This window comes from Nonomuraea helvata (assembly GCF_039535785.1).
Taxonomy (GTDB): Bacteria; Actinomycetota; Actinomycetes; order Streptosporangiales; family Streptosporangiaceae; genus Nonomuraea; species Nonomuraea helvata.
In genome coordinates this window covers 1,041,623-1,059,896 of record NZ_BAAAXV010000009.1, presented here as the reverse complement: position 1 = coordinate 1,059,896, position 18,274 = coordinate 1,041,623, and the positions used below count along the sequence as shown (strand labels likewise).

The following is an 18,274-nucleotide window of genomic DNA, read 5'->3' as shown; positions in this document are numbered from 1 at the left end:
ACGGACGAATTCTCAGAATCTTCTGAGAATTCGAGATCTATGGTCCAGGCATGCCCGTTGCCGAAGGCTCCATCAACCTCAGCGCCCCGCTGCGCTCTGCCGACCTGCACCGCGCCGCGACACCGGTGTCCGTCGTGGTCGACGAGGCCGTCCGCAACCGCGTCGAGCGCGGCCGTGACTTCCTGCGTGGCGTGCTACGGGAGGAGGAACGCCCGGTCTACGGCGCGACCACCGGATTCGGCGCCCTGGTCGGGTTCGCCGGCCGGGAGGAGGAGGCGGACCAGTGTGACAACACCCTGGCCCACCTCGGTGCCGGGCAGGGGCCGGATCTGGCCCACGACGTGAGCCGGGCAGCGATTCTCGTGCGCGTGTGGTCTCTCGCACAGGGGGCGTCCGGGGTTTCGGCACACGTGGTCGACGGGCTTGCCGCGATGTTCGCGACGACGTTCGTCCCGGCGATCCCACGCTACGGTTCGGTCGGCGCGAGCGGAGACCTGATCCCGCTCGCCTATGCCACCCAGGCACTGCGTGGCCGGGGACAGGCGTATGTCGACGACCGGCGGATGCCCGCGGCCGAGGCGCTGCGCCATGCCGGGCTGACCCCGTTGACGCTCGACGGCCGGGACGCCCTCGCGCTCGTCAACGGCACGTCTCTCACCACCGCCGCGACCGCCCTGGCCCTGGACAGCATCCGGTCCTCCCACCGCGCGCTGCAGGCGCTCACCTGCCTGCTGGCCGACACGCTCGGCTGCGACCCGGGGTTCCTCGACCCGCGCCTCCTCGACGCCTACGGCCACCGCGGCGCGATCGACGTCGCCGAGGGCATGCGCAAGACCCTTTCCGGTATCAGCCCGACCGGCACACGCGCGCTGCAGGAGCCGTACAGCATCCGCTGCTCCCCACAACTGCTGGGCGCCGCCGAGGACGCTCTGCGCTACGTCGACGGTGTCGTCGAGGCCGACCTGTCCAGCGTCAGCGACAACCCGCTGTTCTTCCCCGATGATGACCTGGTCGTGCACGGCGGCAACTTCTTCGGGCAGCCGGCCGCGTTCGCCGCCGATGTCCTGGCGATGGTCGCCGCCCAGCTCGGCAACCTCGCCGAGCGGCAGCTCGACCTCCTCGTCGACCCGGCCCGCAACGGTGGCCTGCCCCCGATGCTCGCCGCCGGACCCGGCCGCCAACACGGGATGCAGGGGGTACAGCTCGCCACGACCGCGTTCGTCGCCGAGATCCGCCGCGCCGCCGTGCCCGCCGGCATGCAGAGCCTGCCGACCAACCTGCACAACCAGGACGTGGTGCCGTTCGGCACCCAGGCCGCCCTTCGCTCCCACGACATGGCCGCCCTACTGCGCCTGCTCTGCGGCTCGCTGGCGGTGGGACTGCGACAGGCAGCGCACGTCGGCGCCCGCCGCCCCACAGCTCCGAGCTGCGCGGCACTCCTCGACGCGCTGGTTGAGGTGATCCCTCCGGTCGATCCCGACCGCCCGTTGGACGCCGATGTCCGCAGGGCCGGCGAGCTGCTCACCGCCGTACTCCCTCTGTAAGAAACAGCCTCTGGGCTCTCGCCCGTTTTCCACATGGGTGGTGCCTCCCCTTGAGGTCTTTGACCTGGTGGATCAAGGCCGACGAGCGACGGGACAGCGCTGCCGAACGAGGACCGCCCTCTTGGCGCACTGCCGCCGTGATCGGCGCGCGAGGTATCGGCCCCTTCATGCCGTGACCTCGGCGAATGGCGTACCACGTCAGTACTTCTGCTCGTACAGGGCTCTGCGCTTCTACCTGTACGCCGGTCTTCGTGCTCGGCCGCTCGAACTCCGGTGACTGACGAACGTCGCTCAGAAGTGACAGCGCCGTGTCAGGCGTTCGGGTGCCGATGGACGGACATGTCACCAGCCGCAAACGAGCCTGACAGCGAGACTCGGCGAGAGGTCCACCCTGCGCCGTAAGGGTGGGAGAGGTCAGCGGCGAGTGGACCCTCCAGCCTGGGGCCGCCGAAAGTTGAAGAGGGCGCGTACCGCGGCTTCATCGCCTTCGATGTCGACGAGCCCATGGGCGTCGTCGAGGGCGAGCACACCCGCTGCCAGCCCGAGAATGATGGGGGCGTCAGCACGCACGACGGCATCGAGACCGCCGCCATCATGCAGGGTCACCTCTGTGCCCGAGCGCGTCGCCCGCACCTGGAGCAGCTGGCCGTCGACCTCGATCCCCACCGTCGATGCCCGGTGCGCGGCGGCCCTGTCGACGAGCAAGGCGCGGAGGGCGACGGCGAGCCATTCGGCGTGGAAGCGGTCGCCGTCTGGTCCGCGCGCCATGAGCGGCGTGGACCAGCGGATGAGGCTCTCGATCGGTTCCCGCAGCTCGGCGCCCCATGGGGTGAGTGCGTACACGATCGCGTTGCCCTCCTCGGCCAGTCGCCGCTCAACCACTCCGGCAGTCTCCAGGTCGCGGAGACGGTCGGTGAGCAGGTTCGTGGCCATGCCGCCGAGCCCATCGAGCAGCTCGCGGTAGCGGGCGGGAGCGATGAGGAGCTGGCGGACGATGAGCAGATTCCACCGGTCGCCCACGACATCGAGCGCCCGGGCGAGACCGCAGTACTGGCCGTAGCTCCGACTCATGACCATCACTTTACATTCTCAAGTATGCCTGACAATATCCAGCAGGGCGCCGGTACGGGTGTGACGACCTCGTCCTGGCCATGGGACGGCCACCGCGACCAGCACTCACGCCACAGGAGTGAAACGATGACCGAGACCCCATCTCCCAGGCGAGGCCCAGACTCTGACACCCGGGAAGGCACGGGCACGGTCCCGGCTGCGACGCACAGCGGGGCCTCCGACACCCTGGCCCAGGCGCGTGCGGCACTGCGGGATGTCGTTCCCAGCCTCGTCGAACTTGTGCGCAGCGTCCCTGACGCCAACGCCGATTCGGTCGGTACTTGGACAGTGGGCGATGTCGCGGCTCACCTGGCTCATGTCTTTCGCCTCGACACCGACGCCGTCGCCGGAAGGCCGGTCCCGCAAGCCACGGTGACGACGGCGGGAATGGCCGAGGTCAACGCGAAGATGCTGGCCCAGGATGGCGAACGGGCCCCAGCCGTCCTCGCAGATCGCATCGGCACGCTGGCGAACGAGTTCGACGTCATCGCGTCGCGTTCGCGAGCGGCCGCCGTCGATTGGCTGCAAGGCGCCCGCCTGCCGCCTTCGGCGGTGGCGTGCCACTTGCTCGAGGAATGTTTGATCCACGGCCATGACATCGCCGCAGCCACCGGGTGCTCGTGGCCGATACAGCGTCACCACGCTCTCCTCGCGGTCGAGGGCGGCGTGCTTCCGCTCATCGGGGCTCTACCGCCCACGGCCCTGTTGAACCAGGAGAAAGCTCGATCCTTCCGAGCCCGCTTCGACCTGCGCCTGCGTGGAGGCGGGCGCACGTTGATGGTCTTCGACCGCGGTTCGTTGACACTTGACGCGGGGGGTGCACGCGACGTTGACGCCCACCTGTCTGCCGACCCCGCGGCTCTCATGCTGGTGTTCATCGGCCGACAAGGGATAGGCAAGCCGCTTCTCGAAGGAAAGCTCGCCGCCTGGGGCCGTCGGCCATGGAAACTCGCCCGCATGCTCACTGTCATCAGCCCCCCGTAGCCCATTCGCCGTCCACCGACCTAGACCCTGGCTGGCGCCAAGGCAGGCGTCCGACGTCATGCTCGGTGTGGACGGCTGACCCGCAGCCCGACATCGGGACCGGTCGGCTTCCTCGGCCCCTGCGCTTGCAGACACGGTTATCCAGCGCGGTAGCCGTCGATCCGGTGGCGGTGACGAACAGGCGTAGCTGGGCGTTCTTGGTGTCGGGATCGATGCGGGGCTCGGTCAGGTTCAGGACATCGACGAGCAGCGGTCCGGTGAAGGTGTGTTTCTCCGCGCTGTGGGAGGTCCGGTAGCGCACGCGCACAGTGTGCTGCGGCAGGCTGCGCGGCCGGGCCATGCTGAACGAGCGCGGACGGATCACCTGGCCGCGTACCTTGACCGTGCCGACGGTGGTCTGCTGGGCGGAGGACGGTCCGGCGGCGGCCGTGGCCGTGGTGGCGGGCGCGAGCGTGGCCAGCAGGGCGATGGCGAGTGCGGATGTGACGGCCCAGCGGCGAGGGAGACGGAGACTCACGGAAGGTTCTCCGATCTCGTGGATGCCATGGCAGCACGGTAGATCGTGCCGCTGCTGCGGTCGAAGACGGGTATTCAGACTGGAATGTGCGAAAGGTATGGTGAGGCTTGTGACGACGTTTCGGATCAGTGAGGCCGCCGCGCTGCTCGGGGTCAGCTCGGACACCGTTCGCCGGTGGGTGGACGCGGGCCGGCTCGGGGCCGAACGGGACGAGCACGGTCACCGGCGGGTCAACGGCGCCGACCTGGCCGCTTTCGCTCGATCGCAGATCGAGGAGAGCGACGGCAGCGGCCGTTCTTCAGCGCGTAACCGCTTTCGCGGGATCGTGACCGAGGTGATCCGCGATGCGGTGATGGCGCAGGTGGAGATCGCCGCGGGGCCGTTCCGGGTGGTGTCGCTGATGAGCCGCCAGGCCGCAGATGAGCTGGGCCTGGAGGTGGGGGTGGTGGCGGTCGCCGTGATCAAGTCCACCAACGTCGTCGTGGAGATTCCCGGCCACGAGCGTGTGGCCAGTCACTTGTGAGGAGCCCCCCTTGGTGTTCAGGCGTCTTTCCCGATGGGCGATCGCCCTTCCTGTCGCGCTCGCGCTGGCGGGGCTGTCCGGTTGCGGCTCCGGTGATCCGGCCACGTCCACGACCTCCGCTTCGTCCTCGGCGTCCGCCGGGGGTGGGGCCAAAGAGGTGACGGTGTTCGCGGCGGCCTCGTTGACCGGTACGTTCACCGAGCTCGGCAAGACGTTCGAGGGCGCTCATCCAGGTACGACGGTGAAGTTCAACTTCGGCTCCAGCGCCACTCTGGCCCAGCAGATCACCCAGGGGGCACCGGCCGACGTGTTCGCCGCGGCGAGCCCGGCCACGATGAAGACGGTCACGGACGCGTCGCTGGCAAGTGCGCCGACGACGTTCGTGCGCAACAAGCTCCAGATCGCCGTGCCGAAGGACAACCCGGCCAAGGTGGACGAGTTGAAGGACCTGGCCGACTCCAAGGTGAAGGTCGCGCTCTGCGCCGAGCAGGTGCCGTGCGGCGCGGCCGCGGTCAAGGCGCTGGACGCGGCGGGGCTCAAGGTCACGCCGGTGACGCTGGAGCAGGACGTCAAGGCCACGCTGACCAAGGTGGAGTTGGGCGAGGTGGACGCGGCACTGGTCTACAGGACCGACGTGATCGCCTCGGTGGGCAAGGTGCAGGGCATCGAGTTCCCCGAGGCGGACAAGGCGATCAACGACTACCCGATCGCCACGCTGGCCAAGGCGCCCGCGGGTGACCTGGGCAAGCAGTTCGTCGATCTGGTGCTGTCGCAGCAGGGCAAGGACGTGCTGGCCAAGGCCGGCTTCGAGGCTCCCTGATCCCGGATGAGCTCTTCTGCACCGGAACATCTCGACTCGGCGGGTCCGCGTGGCGGGCCCACCGAGCGCCCGGTCGCGGGCCGCGAGATCTCCGGGCGGCTGCCGTGGATGCTGGTCGTCCCCGCGGTGCTGGGGCTGGCGTTCCTGGTGCTGCCGTTGGCGGGGCTGGTGGTCCGGGCGCCGTGGTCCACGCTGCTGGAGCGGCTGGCCGAACCGCACGTGCTGGAGGCGCTGCGGCTGTCGCTGGTGACGGCCACCATCGCCACCGCCATGTGCCTGCTGCTCGGCGTGCCGCTGGCGTGGCTGCTGGCCCGGGTCGACTTCCCCGGCCGGCGCCTGGTACGGGCCCTGGTCACCGTGCCGCTGGTGCTGCCACCGGTGGTCGGTGGCGTCGCCTTGCTGCTCGTGCTCGGGCGGCGCGGCCTCGTCGGGCAATGGTTGGAGGCTTCTTTTGGCATCACGCTGCCGTTCACCACTGCGGGCGTGATCGTCGCCGAGGCGTTCGTGGCGATGCCGTTCCTGGTGATCAGCGTGGAGGGTGCGCTGCGTGGCGCCGACCAGCGCTTCGAGGAGGCTGCCGCGACGCTCGGCGCCTCGCGCTGGACTGTGTTCCGGCGGGTGACGCTGCCGATGGTCATGCCGGGTGTGGTCGCCGGGGCGGTGTTGTGCTGGGCGCGGGCGCTGGGCGAGTTCGGGGCCACCATTACGTTCGCGGGCAACTTCCCGGGCACCACCCGCACCATGCCGCTGGCGGTCTACCTGGCGCTGGAGACCGAGCCGGAGGCGGCCATCGTGCTCAGCCTGGTCCTGTTGGCCGTCTCGGTGGTCATCCTGGCCAGCCTGCGTGATCGGTGGGTGAGTGCGCCATGACCCTCGACGCCAAGCTGGTGGTGACCCGGCCCGCCTTCACTCTCGACATCACGCTCGAGGTCCAGCCGGGCGAGGTGGTCGCGCTGCTCGGCCCCAACGGCGCCGGCAAGACCACCGCCTTGCGCGCCCTGGCTGGGCTCACCCGTCTTTCCGGCGGGCACATCAGCCTACGCGGCAGGCCCCTGCACACTCTGCCCGCCGAGAGCCGTCCGATCGGCATGGTCTTCCAGGACTACCTGCTTTTCCCGCATCTGACGGCGTTGGACAACGTGGCCTTCGGGCCGCGCTGCCGCGGAGTGTCCAAGGCCGAGGCGCGCAGCACTGCGGCCGCCTTGCTGAAGCGTGTCGGCCTGGCCGACCGTGCCGGCGCCAAGCCGCGCCAGCTGTCCGGCGGCCAGGCCCAGCGGGTCGCGCTCGCCCGCGCGCTGGCCGTACAGCCTGAGCTGCTGCTGCTGGACGAGCCGCTGGCCGCGCTCGACGCGCACACCCGGTTGGAGATCCGCTCCGAGCTGCGCCGCCACCTGGCCGACTTCGACGGCGTCACCGTGCTGGTCACCCACGATCCGCTGGACGCGATGGTGCTGGCCGACCGGCTGATCGTCATCGAGAACGGCGCCATCGTCCAGCAGGGCACTCCGGCTGAGGTAGCCCGCCGCCCCCGCACCGACTACGTCGCCCGTCTCGTCGGGCTCAACCTGTATCGCGGCGTGGCGGACGACGCGCGGGTCAAGGTCGGCGAGCTGCTGCTGCACACCTTCGAGCAGCTCGACGGGCCCGCGTTCGTCGCCTTCCCGCCCGCTGCCGTCGCCCTCTACCGAGCGCGCCCCGACGGTAGCCCGCGCAACCTGTGGCAGGCCCGGATCGAGGGCATCGAACGGCACGGCGACAACGTCCGTGTCCACCTCGACGGCCCCATCACCGCCTTCGCCGACATCACTCCCGCCGCCCTCGCCGACCTCGACCTGACACCGGGCCAGATGATCTGGGCCTCGGTCAAGGCCACTGAGACCCACGCCTACCCCGCATGAACGAGATCCCGCCGGACGGCCGCCACGACTGCAACGCCATCTGTCTCGGCGGGCCCTGCCACGGCCTGCTCACCCACATCGACCAGGACATCGGCATCCTGACCGTCCCTGTACCGCGTCGCTCACCGAGTGAGGCCGAGACGTGCGCCCGTTACCGCATCACGCGCGAACGGGTGCGCTACTGCGGCCAGGCCGAGCCGTACATCGCCCTGCACTGGGCCGACCCGCCATGTTCCTGCGGCCTGACCCCATAACCGGTCGTCAGCGCACACCCTGATATCGGTGACCTGGCTGATGTGCCGCGCTCCGCAGCGATCTCCCGGCATCAGCGGCATCGAGCCGAGCATCGCGACGCTCAGCGCGGCTGACCGGCACCTCCGGCATGCCCGCGGGGCCGCGCAAGTCCTGGGGTTGTAGAGGTGGGTAGCACGATGGTCCCCACACCCGTGAAGGTGACCTGCGAAGCCCGCTATCCGGCCGTTGGCCGAAGAGACGCTACCTGCGCGGTACGGCAGCAGCGTTGGAGTGCCTTGTCGGTCGCCAGGTGGACTTCGCGCGTGATCGCTCCCCATCGCATTTCCACGATGGGTTTCACGAGCGAAGAGATACAGGTCAGCGCGTGGATGTGAAGGGGGATTCGGCGGCATCCAAGGAGATAGTGCTGGACGGGCGCAGCACCTGATTGCACGGGCGTGGGGCAGAGAGGACGCCGTCCCCCAGAGATGATCTAGGCTGGACGTCTCCATCTACGAACACGTGGCGGCCGTCTTGCTTCCGTTACCGGTGGTTCCCCCTCGCTGGAGGGTGGCTTCGTTAACGCTGGCGGCGCTGGCGGCTCCCGCCTTGCGTACCGTCTGGTGGTACTTCCCCGAAGGGCCTGCCTACTCGACGCACCGCTTTATCCGCTTCTCATGTGATGTCTTCCCCTTCGCGAATGTCGGCTGGCTGATAGAGATCCACGGGTGGACCATATCGGCGGAGTTGAACGGCTGGCCCACTGCTGTGATGGCACTTGGCCTGAGCGCGACTCTCGCCCGTCGGGGAAGGTGGGGCACAGTCGCCGGGTGGATGACGGCGGCGTTGTTCGTGGTGATCGCCGGGGTATTCACGCACGGCATGCAAGTTCGGCAAGATCAGCGGGCGTGTCTGCGCCACCGTGCGCTACCGTAACGTCTCCGTCAACGACCTGCGGCACATGGTCGTCTCGAACTCGACCGACTGCGCCAGTGGCGACAGTGGCGGCCCCTGGTACCACGGTGGCATGGCCATGGGCATCCACCAAGGTCTGATCCGCAAGTCCGGTGACAGCTACCGGTGCTCGTTCACGCCGGCGTATCTGTACCAGAACAGAAACTACGACGTCTGGCAACGCTGACCACGGACCAAGGCGCCCTCCTCGGGCGGGGCGGCACTGCTCAGTGCCGCCGGCTGTTCGTCGACCGCACGGCATCGGGCCTGAGCGATTTCACGCAGCACTTCAAAGGCCGCACCGCCGTACCCGATGAGGCCCCTCGACAGCCGCGTCACGCTCCGTGTCTTCGTGGACTTCTCGTCAGTCGAGGCCTTCGGCTTTGCGATCGAGCTCTGCTCGGATCTGGCTGAGCCACTCTGTGCCCAGTTGGCGTCCGTTCGGAAGTTGGTCGTCTCGATCCCAACGCCACGTTGTGATCATCGCCAGCACGAGGATCCGGCACTCGCGCAGCAACTCTTGATCGACGCCCGGATAGTGCTCGCCGACTTCTTCGGGCGCATGGGCGAGGTCGAATTCGACAGGCCCACGGCAACACGTCTCGAGATCTATGAACAGCAGCCCGTTCTGCGTGGTGAGCACATTGCCCGGGTGCGGCTCGCCGTGCAGCAGCTGATCGGCGCCGCCGCGCTCGCCGATCACTCGGCTCAGGGTTCGTAACGTGTCGCCGAGCAGCTCCCGGTCCGCGTCGGCGAGTGCCGGAGTAAGGTCGCGGTTCGCCACGAGTTGTTGGGCCTGCTCGACTCGATCCGTGAAGTGCGGCGTCGGGACATCGAGCCGGCGCATGCCGGCGTGCAGCCGCTCGAGTGCATGGGCGTAGTCGGCCGGTGAGACCTCTCGATGTGTCACGGGTTCGTAGTAGGTCCACAGCGTGACCACGAAGCCATCGCGCTCATAGACGCGTGGCTCCACTCGAGGCTCGAGAGCGGCAACAGGGCACCCGGATTCGGCGAGCCGCTGGGCAAGCTCGACTTCGAACTGTGCGACCTGCTGCGCTACAGGTGCCACCCGGGCCAGGACGTCACAAGGCAGCAGACGCAGGGTGAGCTTGTTCGAGTCATGAAGAACGATCGCGTCGTCGGCTGTCAGGCCAAGTGATGAGGCGGTCGACATGGCCGCAGCCACCGCACGGGTGAGATCTGACGCCTGCATCGTCGCCTGGCCCCCTTCCTTGAGCGCTTCCATACTCTCCAAGCGGTGCAATCTGGGCACCATACCAAGGTGTCGATAGAAGGCCGCAGTAGCGCGACCGAATCGGCGACCTGACCCCTTCGGCGGCTCAGCGGCCTCACCCACGAACCCTGACGAAAGTAAGAGCGCGAGCTGGACTTTCGGACATGTGGGGCATGGCTGCGTCCTTCCTACAGTGCTGCCCGTGATCAGAACTCGCCGCAACGCCGCGATCGTCCTTCTCAGCCTGACGATGACCCTGCCTGTGCCAGCCGCGGCGGCCGCCACGACGTCGTCTCCCGCCGCCGCGACCTCCTCCACGGACACCTCCGACGTGCGCTTCGCGATCCCTCGACCCACCGGGCAGTACGAAGTCGGGCGCGACACCCTGCATCTCGTCGACGGCAACCGCCGCGACCTGTGGCTGCCCACAGCCGGCGCACGCGAGCTGATGGTGTCGATGTACTACCCGGCCCACGCCGGCGGGAGCGCCGCGCCGTACATGGCCATCGACGAGGCCCGTCTCCTCCTCAAAGGGCAGAAGCTCGACAGCGTCTTCAAGGCCGAACAACTCGCCGGCGTCCACACGAACGCACACGTCGGCGCCCGCCCCGTCAGCGGCAAGCACCCCCTGGTGGTGCTCTCCCCGGGTTTCACCCTCAACCGTGCCACCCTGACCACGCTCGCCGAAGAACTCGCCTCGAAGGGCTACGTCGTCGCGCTCGTGGATCACGCCTACGAGTCGTTCGGCACGACTTTCCCCGGCGGCCGCACCCTGACCTGCGTCGCATGCGAGACGGTGGAGAAGGCCCCCTCCGACGAGGCGGAGAAGAAGCTGATGGCCAAGGCCGCCGCCAACCGGGCAGCGGACCTCTCCTTCGTCATCGACCAGCTGACCCACGCTGCCGGGTCCGCACCCGCCTGGAAGCGCTGGAAGATGATCGACCCACGCCGGATCGGCGCCGCCGGACACTCGCTCGGCGGCAACGCCACAGCGAGCGTCATGGCCACCGACCACCGAATTCGTGCCGGGGTGAACATGGACGGCACGTTCTTCGCACCGATCCCCACCTCCGGCCTCGGCCAACGACCGTTCCTCATGCTCGGCACCAAGGCCCAGCACTCGCCCGACTCCATTGACCCAACCTGGCTACGAGACTGGCGACGCCTGGACGGCTGGAAGCGCTGGCTGACCGTGGCCGGCTCCGGCCACTTCACCTTCATCGACCTGCCCATCCTGGGCGGACAGGCCGGGATCACCGACCCCACCGCGCCGCTGTCGGGAGAGCGGTCGGGCGAGATCACCACGTCGTACGTGGACGCCTTCTTCGACCAGCACCTGCACGGCGAACACCAGCCGCTGCTGGACGGCCCGTCCCCCGCCAACCCTGAAGTCGCCTTCCAGAACCCCTGAGACCGGGTTGAGACACCGGCCGCCGCTGCCGTGCACCCGGAGGAATTCCACGTAGCGGGGGCCTCCCGATCAGCTGACGGGCAGCGCGCCCAGGTCATACGCTGCCCGTCGAGCCGTCACAGGTTCAGCGGAGAGGCAGGACCGGCTGGAAGGAGCTTGCGGCGCGGAAGGCGGCGGTCGCCTGCCGGGGAAGGAGCCATAGCTGACGGTTGCGCTGGACGACGACCCGGTTCGGGTAGTTGAACGACTCCAGTGTCACCGATGCGGAGGTCGAGCCGGGACGGGCGTAGAAGGTGGCGTCCTTGTTGAACAAGGAACCGCCATCCCTGAGGTCGAAACGCAGCCGGAAGTTCCTGTGGCGTAGGTAGCGGCCGTCGAGGCCGACGAATGAGTATCCCTTGGGGTCAGCGAGGCCCGGCACGATGCGCAAGCCGGCGCGCTGCCGGGCTGCGGCCGGGTCGTCCTCGCGGATGGCGGCTAGCTGGGCGAAGCCGCCGGACGCCTGGATGAACAGGGGAGGAGTGCCGAGCGATCGGAACGACCGCGTGACCCCTGTGGGCAGTCCGGCAGGCGCCGGTGTTGACGTAGGCGATGGGGATGCCGTGGCCGGCGGATTCGGCGTGGAAGTCTGGGAGGGCAGGGGACCGGCCGACGGGGTGGCGGAAGGTGCCGTGTCCGGATTCCGTTTGACCAGCTTGATCGTGGGATTGCCCGCCGGCACGAAGCTCGCCCAGGCGGAGGTGTCGCCGGTGTAGTAGATGGTCAGCTTCGCCGGGTCGGCTCCTGTGAACGCGGCGGCGTCCTGGGCGGGCGGCTTCTGGCCGAGGTACAGCGCTCGCAGGCGGGGAGTCTGCGCGAAGACGCGCGGACCGAGCCTGCTCAGGCTCGGTGCGTAGACCGATTCGAGGCTCGCGTTGCCGGAGATCGAGTCATGCCAGGCGGTCGTCAGCGCGGGCGCGTACAGCTCCTTGAGGGAGGCGAGGTGGACGATGGCGTTCTTGTCCAGCGTCTGCAGGCTTGGCAGCCGCAGCACCTTCACGCCTGTCCCGGCGGCGGCGTCACCGTTGAGATCGAAGCAGTTGATGCCCATGTAGCGGAGCTTGGGCAGATTGACCGCTTCCAACACGTGGCTGTCGTTCAGTCCGTTCCGGCCGATCGACTCCAGTTCGGGGGCGTTGAAGTAGCGCAGACGGGAAGCGTCGTCGAACGCGAAGTCGTCGATGGTGCGCACCCGCGGGAGATTGACCTTCGTCAGGTACTGGTTGCGGCGGAACGCGTTCGCGCCGATCTCCGTGACGCTGGGCAGATAGAGCACACTCAGCTTGGCGTACGGCCCGTGTCCGAACGCCATCGCCCCGACGGTGCGGGCCGCCTTCAAGCTGACCGAGGCGAAGTTGTGGTTGCTGAAGGAGCCGGGCTTGACGTCCTGCAGATCGTCCAGCACCAGGTGCCTTACCCACGACCCCCACCACCCGTTGTACCACAGGTACGGTGAGCGCCCGCCGCGTGCGATCTGCCCGGCGCACGCCAGTCCGGAATCCGGTGTGCACTCTGTGCCGCCCTGAAGGGAACGCAGGTTGTAGATGTGCAGTCGGTTCAAGTTGGTCAGCCCGAGCCCGCCCGCGCTCTCGGCGTTGCCGGCCGTCTGCACCGCCCTCAGGTCTGCGTCGTTGAGCGCGGTTCCGCCGGTGAGGTAGAGCGCGATGCCGGTGCTGCGGGCGAGCTCCGCTCGGGCCTTGACGAGCTGCGCCTTCAGGGGGTGCCGCGAGGCTTGAGACACGTCGTAGGACAGCAGGAACGTGCCGGACGGCAAGGCGTGGTCGCCCGGCTTGGACGGCCGGTAGGTATAAGTCTCCTTCCTGCTCAACTCCCCATCGGAGGAGAAGACGGGGTCGGTTCCCGGATCGGGCAGGCCCGTGCCGCCGTGTAGCGCCGCCGGGATGGCGGTGCGCACGGCGGCGGATGCCGCCGGCCCCGGGGTGCCACAGACGGCCACCGCCGTCGCCAGCACGGTAAGAGCCAGATGGCGGGCTGAGGAGTTTGCACAACGCTTGTCGCTCATTGCTGCCTTACTGCCGTTGCCTCCCGTGTGGAGGCTGTCGTGAGAGTAACGCAGGGGACGGATGGGGATAACAGGAACATACCGGGGCGTTCGCGATTTCATCCGCTGCTGCGTCAGGACGGCAGGCTCCTCCTGACGGCGGCGCCGGCAGACGCCAAGCTGCCCGGCATCGCCGTGGAGAACACGGCGCCGTCCCGGCTGTTCCGCGCCGGGATAGCCGATCTTTGCCGTGCTGGCCATGATCCTTGCTTGGTGCGGGTTTACTCGGCGACAAGGTTGCGGGAGCCGACGGCCGGGCCCGTACCCCTGACGCCGGTGGTGCTTTCTGCAGGAGTATTCGAGTCCGGCGCCCCGGGACGCTCATCCTTCGGCCAGGGGCGTGCCGCGGTAGGCGCGCCAGAGGGCGAGGTCGTAGCCCAGGCCCAGGGCCGCGCCGAGCAGCAGCGGAGCTCCCAGCGCGGCGAGAGTGCCGGTCAGCAGGGTGGTGGCGGCGATGGGAGCGGCTGAGACGGCGATGCTGCGGGCCAGGCTGGTCATGCTGGCGGCGGCCGTACGGTGCGCGGAGGGAACGACCGCGGCCGTGAAGGCCTGCCGCGCCGGTACGTCGATCTTGGAGACCGTCTGGCGGAGCAGCAGCAGGCCGACGGCGGTGGCGAGGTCCGGGGCGAACGGGATGCAGGCCAGCAGGAGATTGGCCACCGTGTGCGGAACGAGCATGGTGGCCAGCAGGCCGCGCCGGGCGGCCAGCAGCGGCGCGGTGAGCTGGGCCAGGGCCGGCAGCAGGTTGGCGGCGAAGAACACCAGGCCCAGTTGCGCGGTGGTGGCGCCGTAGCGATGGGCGAACCACCAGGCCAGCACCGCCTGGACGGCCAGCCCGCCGGACAGGGCGTCCAGGGCGGACAGCCCGGCCAGCAGGCGGACCTGCCTCGGCATCCGCACACGGCGACTGTCCTTGTCGTGTCGTGCGGTCTCGGGCGCCTCGATCTCCGGCGTCAGGTGCCAGAACATCGTCACGGTGCCGGCTGACAGGACCGCGTACAGGGCGAAGGCGGCGTCGGGGGCCGACGTCCACGGCTGGAGCCCGAGGGCGGCGGCGGCCAGGGCGCCCAGTGCGCCGGATGCCATGGCGGTGACGTTGTAGCAGGTGAAGACGGACGTATGGCGGGCCTTGGGGCAGACCTGGGCGAGGATCGTCTGCTCCACCCCGGAGAACGGCGTGTTGTCGTTGGTGGAGGGCGAGATCGTCCCGATGAAGGCGGCGGCGACCAGGATGGGGTAGGACTCACTGAGCGCGAACACGGCGCCGGTCACCGCCATCAGGCAGCCGCACGCGATCAGCGTTCGACGCCGTCCCCACACGTCGGCGAACAGGCCCAGCATCAGGCTCGCGAACACCGAGCCTGCGGAGGCCACGGCCAGCAGCAGGCCGGTCTGCCAGGGGGCGTCGCCGTCCTGGGCGAGCAGCTCGGCCAGGAGCACGCTGGTGCATCCGTACCCGAAGGTTCGCAGCGCCCGTGCCGCGATGACCAGCAGCCCGTTGCGTCCCACTTCCGCCGGAAATCTGCCCCTGACCTGCGTCTTTGACATGCGGCATGATGCCGCGGGCACTACACCGGGCACACGGCGAACGCGCGAAGATCTTCCTGTGGTTGCCCTGATGTGGCGCGCCAGCCCGCGAGGCTTCTCACGGAGTGGTGCTCGCGTGCCCCGAACGGCACCTCTGGTGCAAATATCTACCAACTGGTAGAAGTTTTCCTCGGGCCCGGTTCGGTGGGCACGAAGGAGACGCGGATCCTTGGAGAGCATCACCAAGAACAGGCAATCACCGCAGACGTTGCGGGCGATGGTGGCCAGGGCCTACGGACCCGACCAGGTGCCGGTGGGAGCGGAGGAGTGGGTCAGCGAGCTCGGGCACGGCTGGTTCAACGTGGCCTACCGGATTCATCTGCGTGACGGGTCACAGGTCGTGCTGAAGATCGCACCATCGCCCGGGGTCGAGGTGATGACCTACGAGCGCGGGGCGATGGCGACGGAACTCGCGGCGCTGCGGCTGGTGCGCGAGCACACCTCCGTGCCGGTCCCCGCCGTAGACTTCAGCGACACCAGCCATGAGCTGTGCGACGCGGACTACTTCTTCATGCCGTACATCGACGCGGACAACCTCGGAATCGTCCGGGAATCCCTGCCCGCTGCCGAACGGGACGCCTGCAACGAGGCGCTGGGGGCGGCCAACCGGGAGCTGAACGCCATCCGCGGCAGCGGCTTCGGACCACTCGCGGGCGCGCCGCAGCCGAGCTGGCGGGCGGCGTTCACGGGCATGGCCGAGGACGTGCTGCAGGACGGGGAGCGGCGCGGAGTCGACCTGGGCTGGGACTACGACCTGATCCGGAGCATCTTCGCCGAACAGGCGGGCTGCCTGGAGGAGGTGGTCGAGCCCCGGTACGTCGAATGGGATCTGTGGGACGGCAACGCGATGGTCCGCGACGGAAAGATCGTGAGCATCATCGACCACGAACGGGCGTTCTGGGGAGACCCGCTGATCGAGGCCGGCTTCACCGGTGTCGAGCTGCCGGACTTCGGTGACCCGACGGCATTCATGCGCGGCTACGGCCAGGGGCCGCTGACCGACTCCGAGCGGGTGCGGCGCCGTCTGTACTGCCTGTACCTTGTGCTGATCATGGTGATCGAGACCGTGTACCGAGGGCACGCCGACACCCGCCAGTACGACTGGGCCCGCGGCCAACTGGACCAGCTGATGGCGAAGTTCGGGCACCGCTCCCCGCGGTGAGCGAGGCCCCGGCGGCCCGCGTCCGGGTGGATGCCACGACCGCGCTGGGCACCCGCCCGGTCGGCCGGTTGCTGTGGAACGCCAGTGTGCAGACCACCGCGTCGGTCGGTGTCTATGGCGTCTACGCGCTGACCAACGCCTGGTTCGTGGCCCACGGGGCCGGGCCTGCGGCCCTGGCGGCGGTCAACCTGGTCGCCCCGGTGCTGCTCGTCCTGGGCGCCGTGTCCACCACGGTCGGCGCCGGCGGAGCATCGCTGGTCTCGCGCAGCCTCGGCGCGGGCGACCCGGCCGCGGCCGCGCGAGCGGCCGGGAACGCCTTCACGCTGTTCTGGACCGCCGCCATCACGGTCACGGTCACCGGGCTGCTCATGCTCGACCCGCTGCTGACCGTGCTCGGCGCGGAGGGGGCAACGCGGGCGCCCGCACGCGCGTACGCGGCGATCCTGCTGGCCGGCGCGGTCGTGGCGACCGGCTTCTCCAGCCTGGTGCGGGCCGAGGGACGGCTCAGGTTCTCGACGCTGCTGTGGCTCGTGGGCGTCCTGGTACAGATCATCCTCGATCCGATCCTGATCTTCGGGCTGCACATGGGCGTGCGCGGCGCGGCGTTCGGAACCGTCGCCGGCCAGGCACTATCCACGGGGATGAGCATGTGGTTCTTCTTCGTGCAGCGCAGGCGGCCCTACCGCATCCGTGTCGCCGACCTGCGTCCCCACGCCCCGACGCTGCGCGCTCTGGTGGCGACGGGCGCACCGTCCCTCCTCGCGGGCCTGGGCGCCACGGCTCTGGTGCTGCTGGTCAACACCACCCTCGCCGCCTCCGGCCAGACCGTCGCGCTGGCCGCCTACGCAGTGTGCGCGCGGCTGCAGACTTTCGCCTCAATGCCCCACCTGGGCATCAGCCAGGGCCTGCAGCCCGTGGTCGGCTTCAACGCGGGCCGCGGCCGGACCGACCGGGTGCTGCGCGCCCGGGACCTGGCGCTGCGCGCCTCCGTACTGTACGGGGCCATGGCCGCGATCGTGCTGATCGTCTTCGCCGTGCCGCTGGTCGGCTTCTTCCTCCGCGATCCGGCGGCGGCCGCAACCGCGCAGCAGGCCCTGCGCGTGATCGCCGCCGGGCTCGCGTTCGCTGGTGTGACTCCGCTGGTGTCGGCCTACTTCCAGGCCCTGGGACGGCCCAAGCCGTCGTTCTTGCTGTCCGGGGGCACCCTCGTGGCGGTCAAGGTACCGCTGGTCGCCGCGCTGGGAGCACTGGGGCCATCAGGTCTGTGGTACGCCCTGGCAGCCGGGGAGCTGCTGTCGGCCGGCGTCGCCCTCGTCCTCCTGGGGCGGCTCGGACGCCACGACATGCCGCAGCAGTGATGACGGAGCTGACAGCCCGGCCGGGCACCAACCTCCGTGGTCACTGCGGCTGGTCCACTGGGACGAGCAGCACCTGCTGAAGGAAGAGCCGCAAGGGACCCACCAGATCCACCTCGCCAGGATCGGTCAGCCACTGCACCTGCAACCCGTCCATCAGCGCGATCAGCGCGGCCGCCGCCGTCTCCGGGTCGACGCCGTCCCGCAGCTGCCCGGCCTCGGCCAGCGCCGCGAACGACGCGGCAGCGTACCCCCGAACCTGGCGGTAATGCCGCGTGAAGTAGCCGTGTGCCGGATGCCCGGGCGTGATCGCCTCCGCCGCGAGCCGGGCGTACAGTTCCACGATGGCCGGATGATCCTGGTTGTGGGCGGCAACGTCGAGTAGATGCCTCAGGACGCCCAGGCCCGGCGACTGGGGGAGACCACCGCGCGCCGCGTCCTCCACGTCGCGCCGCTCCAGCACAGCGGCCAGCAACGCCTCCCGGGTCGGGAAGTAGTAGATCAGCCCGGCATGGCTGATCCCCACCCGCTTGGCGATCTTCCGCAGCGAGGCGCCGTGGTAGCCGAGGTCGGCGTAGGCCGCCACGGCGGCTTCGACGATCTGCTCGCGGCGCATCTGACCCTTCGCATAGCCTGCCGAGGACGACGTCGTACGGGGTGCACCGGAGGCCATCCGCCCATCATGCCCCACCGATGCGCACGCACTGGCAGAGCTGTTCCAGCCAGAGGAACCGGCAAGGGCACCGTGGATGAGCACCACCGTCGGCTTGGCGGCAAGGCGATCCACGGCCGCCATGCGGGGCCTGGCTCGCTGGTCCGCGGAGCGCGAACCGATCGTGC

The 18,274-nt window shown here is 69.2% G+C and carries 17 protein-coding genes; 11 read left to right on the top strand and 6 right to left on the bottom strand.

Translation table 11 applies throughout. The features are described 5' to 3' along the window. Positions 1-50: 50 nt before the first annotated feature. The gene (locus tag ABD830_RS37775; RefSeq protein ID WP_344998376.1) at positions 51-1,544 is read left to right on the top strand and encodes an aromatic amino acid ammonia-lyase; all 1,494 of its coding nucleotides are present in this window, start codon (positions 51-53) and stop codon (positions 1,542-1,544) included. 414 nt (positions 1,545-1,958) lie between these two features. On the opposite strand, the gene ABD830_RS37770 is transcribed toward ABD830_RS37775, so the two are convergent. After that, a complete protein-coding gene (locus ABD830_RS37770; RefSeq protein ID WP_344998374.1) occupies positions 1,959-2,615 on the bottom strand; it encodes a winged helix-turn-helix transcriptional regulator in 657 nt (218 codons plus the stop codon). A 126-nt stretch (positions 2,616-2,741) separates the two neighbouring features. On the opposite strand from ABD830_RS37770, the gene ABD830_RS37765 reads away from it, so the two are divergent. Further along, on the top strand, positions 2,742-3,638 hold the full coding sequence (locus tag ABD830_RS37765) for a maleylpyruvate isomerase N-terminal domain-containing protein (RefSeq protein ID WP_344998372.1): 897 nt from the start codon (positions 2,742-2,744) through the stop codon (positions 3,636-3,638). Here the strand turns inward: ABD830_RS37765 and ABD830_RS37760 are convergent. Beyond that, a complete protein-coding gene (locus ABD830_RS37760; protein WP_344998370.1) occupies positions 3,625-4,155 on the bottom strand; it encodes a hypothetical protein in 531 nt (176 codons plus the stop codon). The genes ABD830_RS37765 and ABD830_RS37760 overlap by 14 nt on opposite strands. 109 nt (positions 4,156-4,264) lie before the next feature. On the opposite strand from ABD830_RS37760, the gene ABD830_RS37755 reads away from it, so the two are divergent. The 6 genes from ABD830_RS37755 (at position 4,265) to ABD830_RS37730 (ending at position 8,771) form a co-directional block, all read left to right on the top strand. Beyond that, on the top strand, positions 4,265-4,678 hold the full coding sequence (locus ABD830_RS37755; RefSeq protein WP_344998368.1) for a TOBE domain-containing protein: 414 nt from the start codon (positions 4,265-4,267) through the stop codon (positions 4,676-4,678). Positions 4,679-4,691: 13 nt separating this feature from the next. Beyond that, entirely contained in the window at positions 4,692-5,498 is an 807-nt protein-coding gene (gene modA / locus ABD830_RS37750) for a molybdate ABC transporter substrate-binding protein (RefSeq protein ID WP_344998366.1), read from the top strand. A 6-nt stretch (positions 5,499-5,504) separates the two neighbouring features. After that, on the top strand, positions 5,505-6,368 hold the full coding sequence (locus ABD830_RS37745) for an ABC transporter permease (RefSeq protein ID WP_378520963.1): 864 nt from the start codon (positions 5,505-5,507) through the stop codon (positions 6,366-6,368). Continuing rightward, positions 6,365-7,396: an ABC transporter ATP-binding protein gene (locus tag ABD830_RS37740; protein WP_344998364.1), complete on the top strand. Its 1,032-nt coding sequence runs from the start codon at positions 6,365-6,367 to the stop codon at positions 7,394-7,396. Before ABD830_RS37745 ends, ABD830_RS37740 begins: the two co-directional genes overlap by 4 nt. Continuing rightward, positions 7,393-7,650 (top strand): hypothetical protein, encoded by a 258-nt coding sequence (locus tag ABD830_RS37735; RefSeq protein ID WP_344998362.1) that lies wholly within the window; start codon positions 7,393-7,395, stop codon positions 7,648-7,650. Before ABD830_RS37740 ends, ABD830_RS37735 begins: the two co-directional genes overlap by 4 nt. A gap of 902 nt (positions 7,651-8,552) precedes the next feature. After that, on the top strand, positions 8,553-8,771 hold the full coding sequence (locus ABD830_RS37730; protein ID WP_344998360.1) for a chymotrypsin family serine protease: 219 nt from the start codon (positions 8,553-8,555) through the stop codon (positions 8,769-8,771). 177 nt (positions 8,772-8,948) lie between these two features. Here the strand turns inward: ABD830_RS37730 and ABD830_RS37725 are convergent, their stop codons facing one another. Beyond that, on the bottom strand, positions 8,949-9,830 hold the full coding sequence (locus ABD830_RS37725) for a phosphotransferase enzyme family protein (protein ID WP_344998358.1): 882 nt from the start codon (positions 9,828-9,830) through the stop codon (positions 8,949-8,951). A gap of 190 nt (positions 9,831-10,020) precedes the next feature. Here ABD830_RS37725 and ABD830_RS37720 point away from each other — a divergent pair, with 190 nt between their 5' ends. Next, positions 10,021-11,229, top strand: a complete 1,209-nt coding sequence (locus tag ABD830_RS37720; protein WP_344998356.1) for an alpha/beta hydrolase family protein — start codon at positions 10,021-10,023, stop codon at positions 11,227-11,229. A 124-nt stretch (positions 11,230-11,353) separates the two neighbouring features. Here the strand turns inward: ABD830_RS37720 and ABD830_RS37715 are convergent, their stop codons facing one another. Further along, positions 11,354-13,291: an AbfB domain-containing protein gene (locus ABD830_RS37715; protein ID WP_344998354.1), complete on the bottom strand. Its 1,938-nt coding sequence runs from the start codon at positions 13,289-13,291 to the stop codon at positions 11,354-11,356. Between the two features lie 360 nt (positions 13,292-13,651). After that, positions 13,652-14,878 carry an MFS transporter gene (locus ABD830_RS37710; protein WP_344998351.1) on the bottom strand — a complete coding sequence of 409 codons (1,227 nt, stop codon included), beginning with the start codon at positions 14,876-14,878 and terminating at the stop codon, positions 13,652-13,654. A 208-nt stretch (positions 14,879-15,086) separates the two neighbouring features. Between ABD830_RS37710 and ABD830_RS37705 the strand changes: the two genes are divergently transcribed. Then, positions 15,087-16,079 (top strand): phosphotransferase family protein, encoded by a 993-nt coding sequence (locus tag ABD830_RS37705; RefSeq protein WP_344998348.1) that lies wholly within the window; start codon positions 15,087-15,089, stop codon positions 16,077-16,079. Further along, positions 16,076-17,437, top strand: coding sequence for an MATE family efflux transporter (locus tag ABD830_RS37700; protein WP_344998345.1), 1,362 nt, complete (start codon positions 16,076-16,078; stop codon positions 17,435-17,437). The genes ABD830_RS37705 and ABD830_RS37700 overlap by 4 nt, the downstream gene beginning before the upstream one ends. A gap of 40 nt (positions 17,438-17,477) precedes the next feature. On the opposite strand, the gene ABD830_RS37695 is transcribed toward ABD830_RS37700, so the two are convergent. After that, positions 17,478-18,107, bottom strand: coding sequence for a TetR/AcrR family transcriptional regulator (locus tag ABD830_RS37695; protein WP_344998343.1), 630 nt, complete (start codon positions 18,105-18,107; stop codon positions 17,478-17,480). Positions 18,108-18,274 lie beyond the last annotated feature (167 nt).

Bases quoted from the DNA above. Each gene is read 5' to 3' on its own strand.
- ABD830_RS37775 (WP_344998376.1), top strand. From the start codon at position 51: ATGCCCGTTGCCGAAGGCTCCATCAACCTCAGCGCCCCGCTGCGCTCT.
- ABD830_RS37770 (WP_344998374.1), bottom strand. From the start codon at position 2,615: ATGAGTCGGAGCTACGGCCAGTACTGCGGTCTCGCCCGGGCGCTCGAT.
- ABD830_RS37765 (WP_344998372.1), top strand. From the start codon at position 2,742: ATGACCGAGACCCCATCTCCCAGGCGAGGCCCAGACTCTGACACCCGG.
- ABD830_RS37745 (WP_378520963.1), top strand. From the start codon at position 5,505: ATGAGCTCTTCTGCACCGGAACATCTCGACTCGGCGGGTCCGCGTGGC.
- ABD830_RS37740 (WP_344998364.1), top strand. From the start codon at position 6,365: ATGACCCTCGACGCCAAGCTGGTGGTGACCCGGCCCGCCTTCACTCTC.
- ABD830_RS37735 (WP_344998362.1), top strand. From the start codon at position 7,393: ATGAACGAGATCCCGCCGGACGGCCGCCACGACTGCAACGCCATCTGT.
- ABD830_RS37725 (WP_344998358.1), bottom strand. From the start codon at position 9,830: ATGGAAGCGCTCAAGGAAGGGGGCCAGGCGACGATGCAGGCGTCAGAT.
- ABD830_RS37715 (WP_344998354.1), bottom strand. From the start codon at position 13,291: ATGAGCGACAAGCGTTGTGCAAACTCCTCAGCCCGCCATCTGGCTCTT.
- ABD830_RS37710 (WP_344998351.1), bottom strand. From the start codon at position 14,878: ATGTCAAAGACGCAGGTCAGGGGCAGATTTCCGGCGGAAGTGGGACGC.
- ABD830_RS37695 (WP_344998343.1), bottom strand. From the start codon at position 18,107: ATGGCCTCCGGTGCACCCCGTACGACGTCGTCCTCGGCAGGCTATGCG.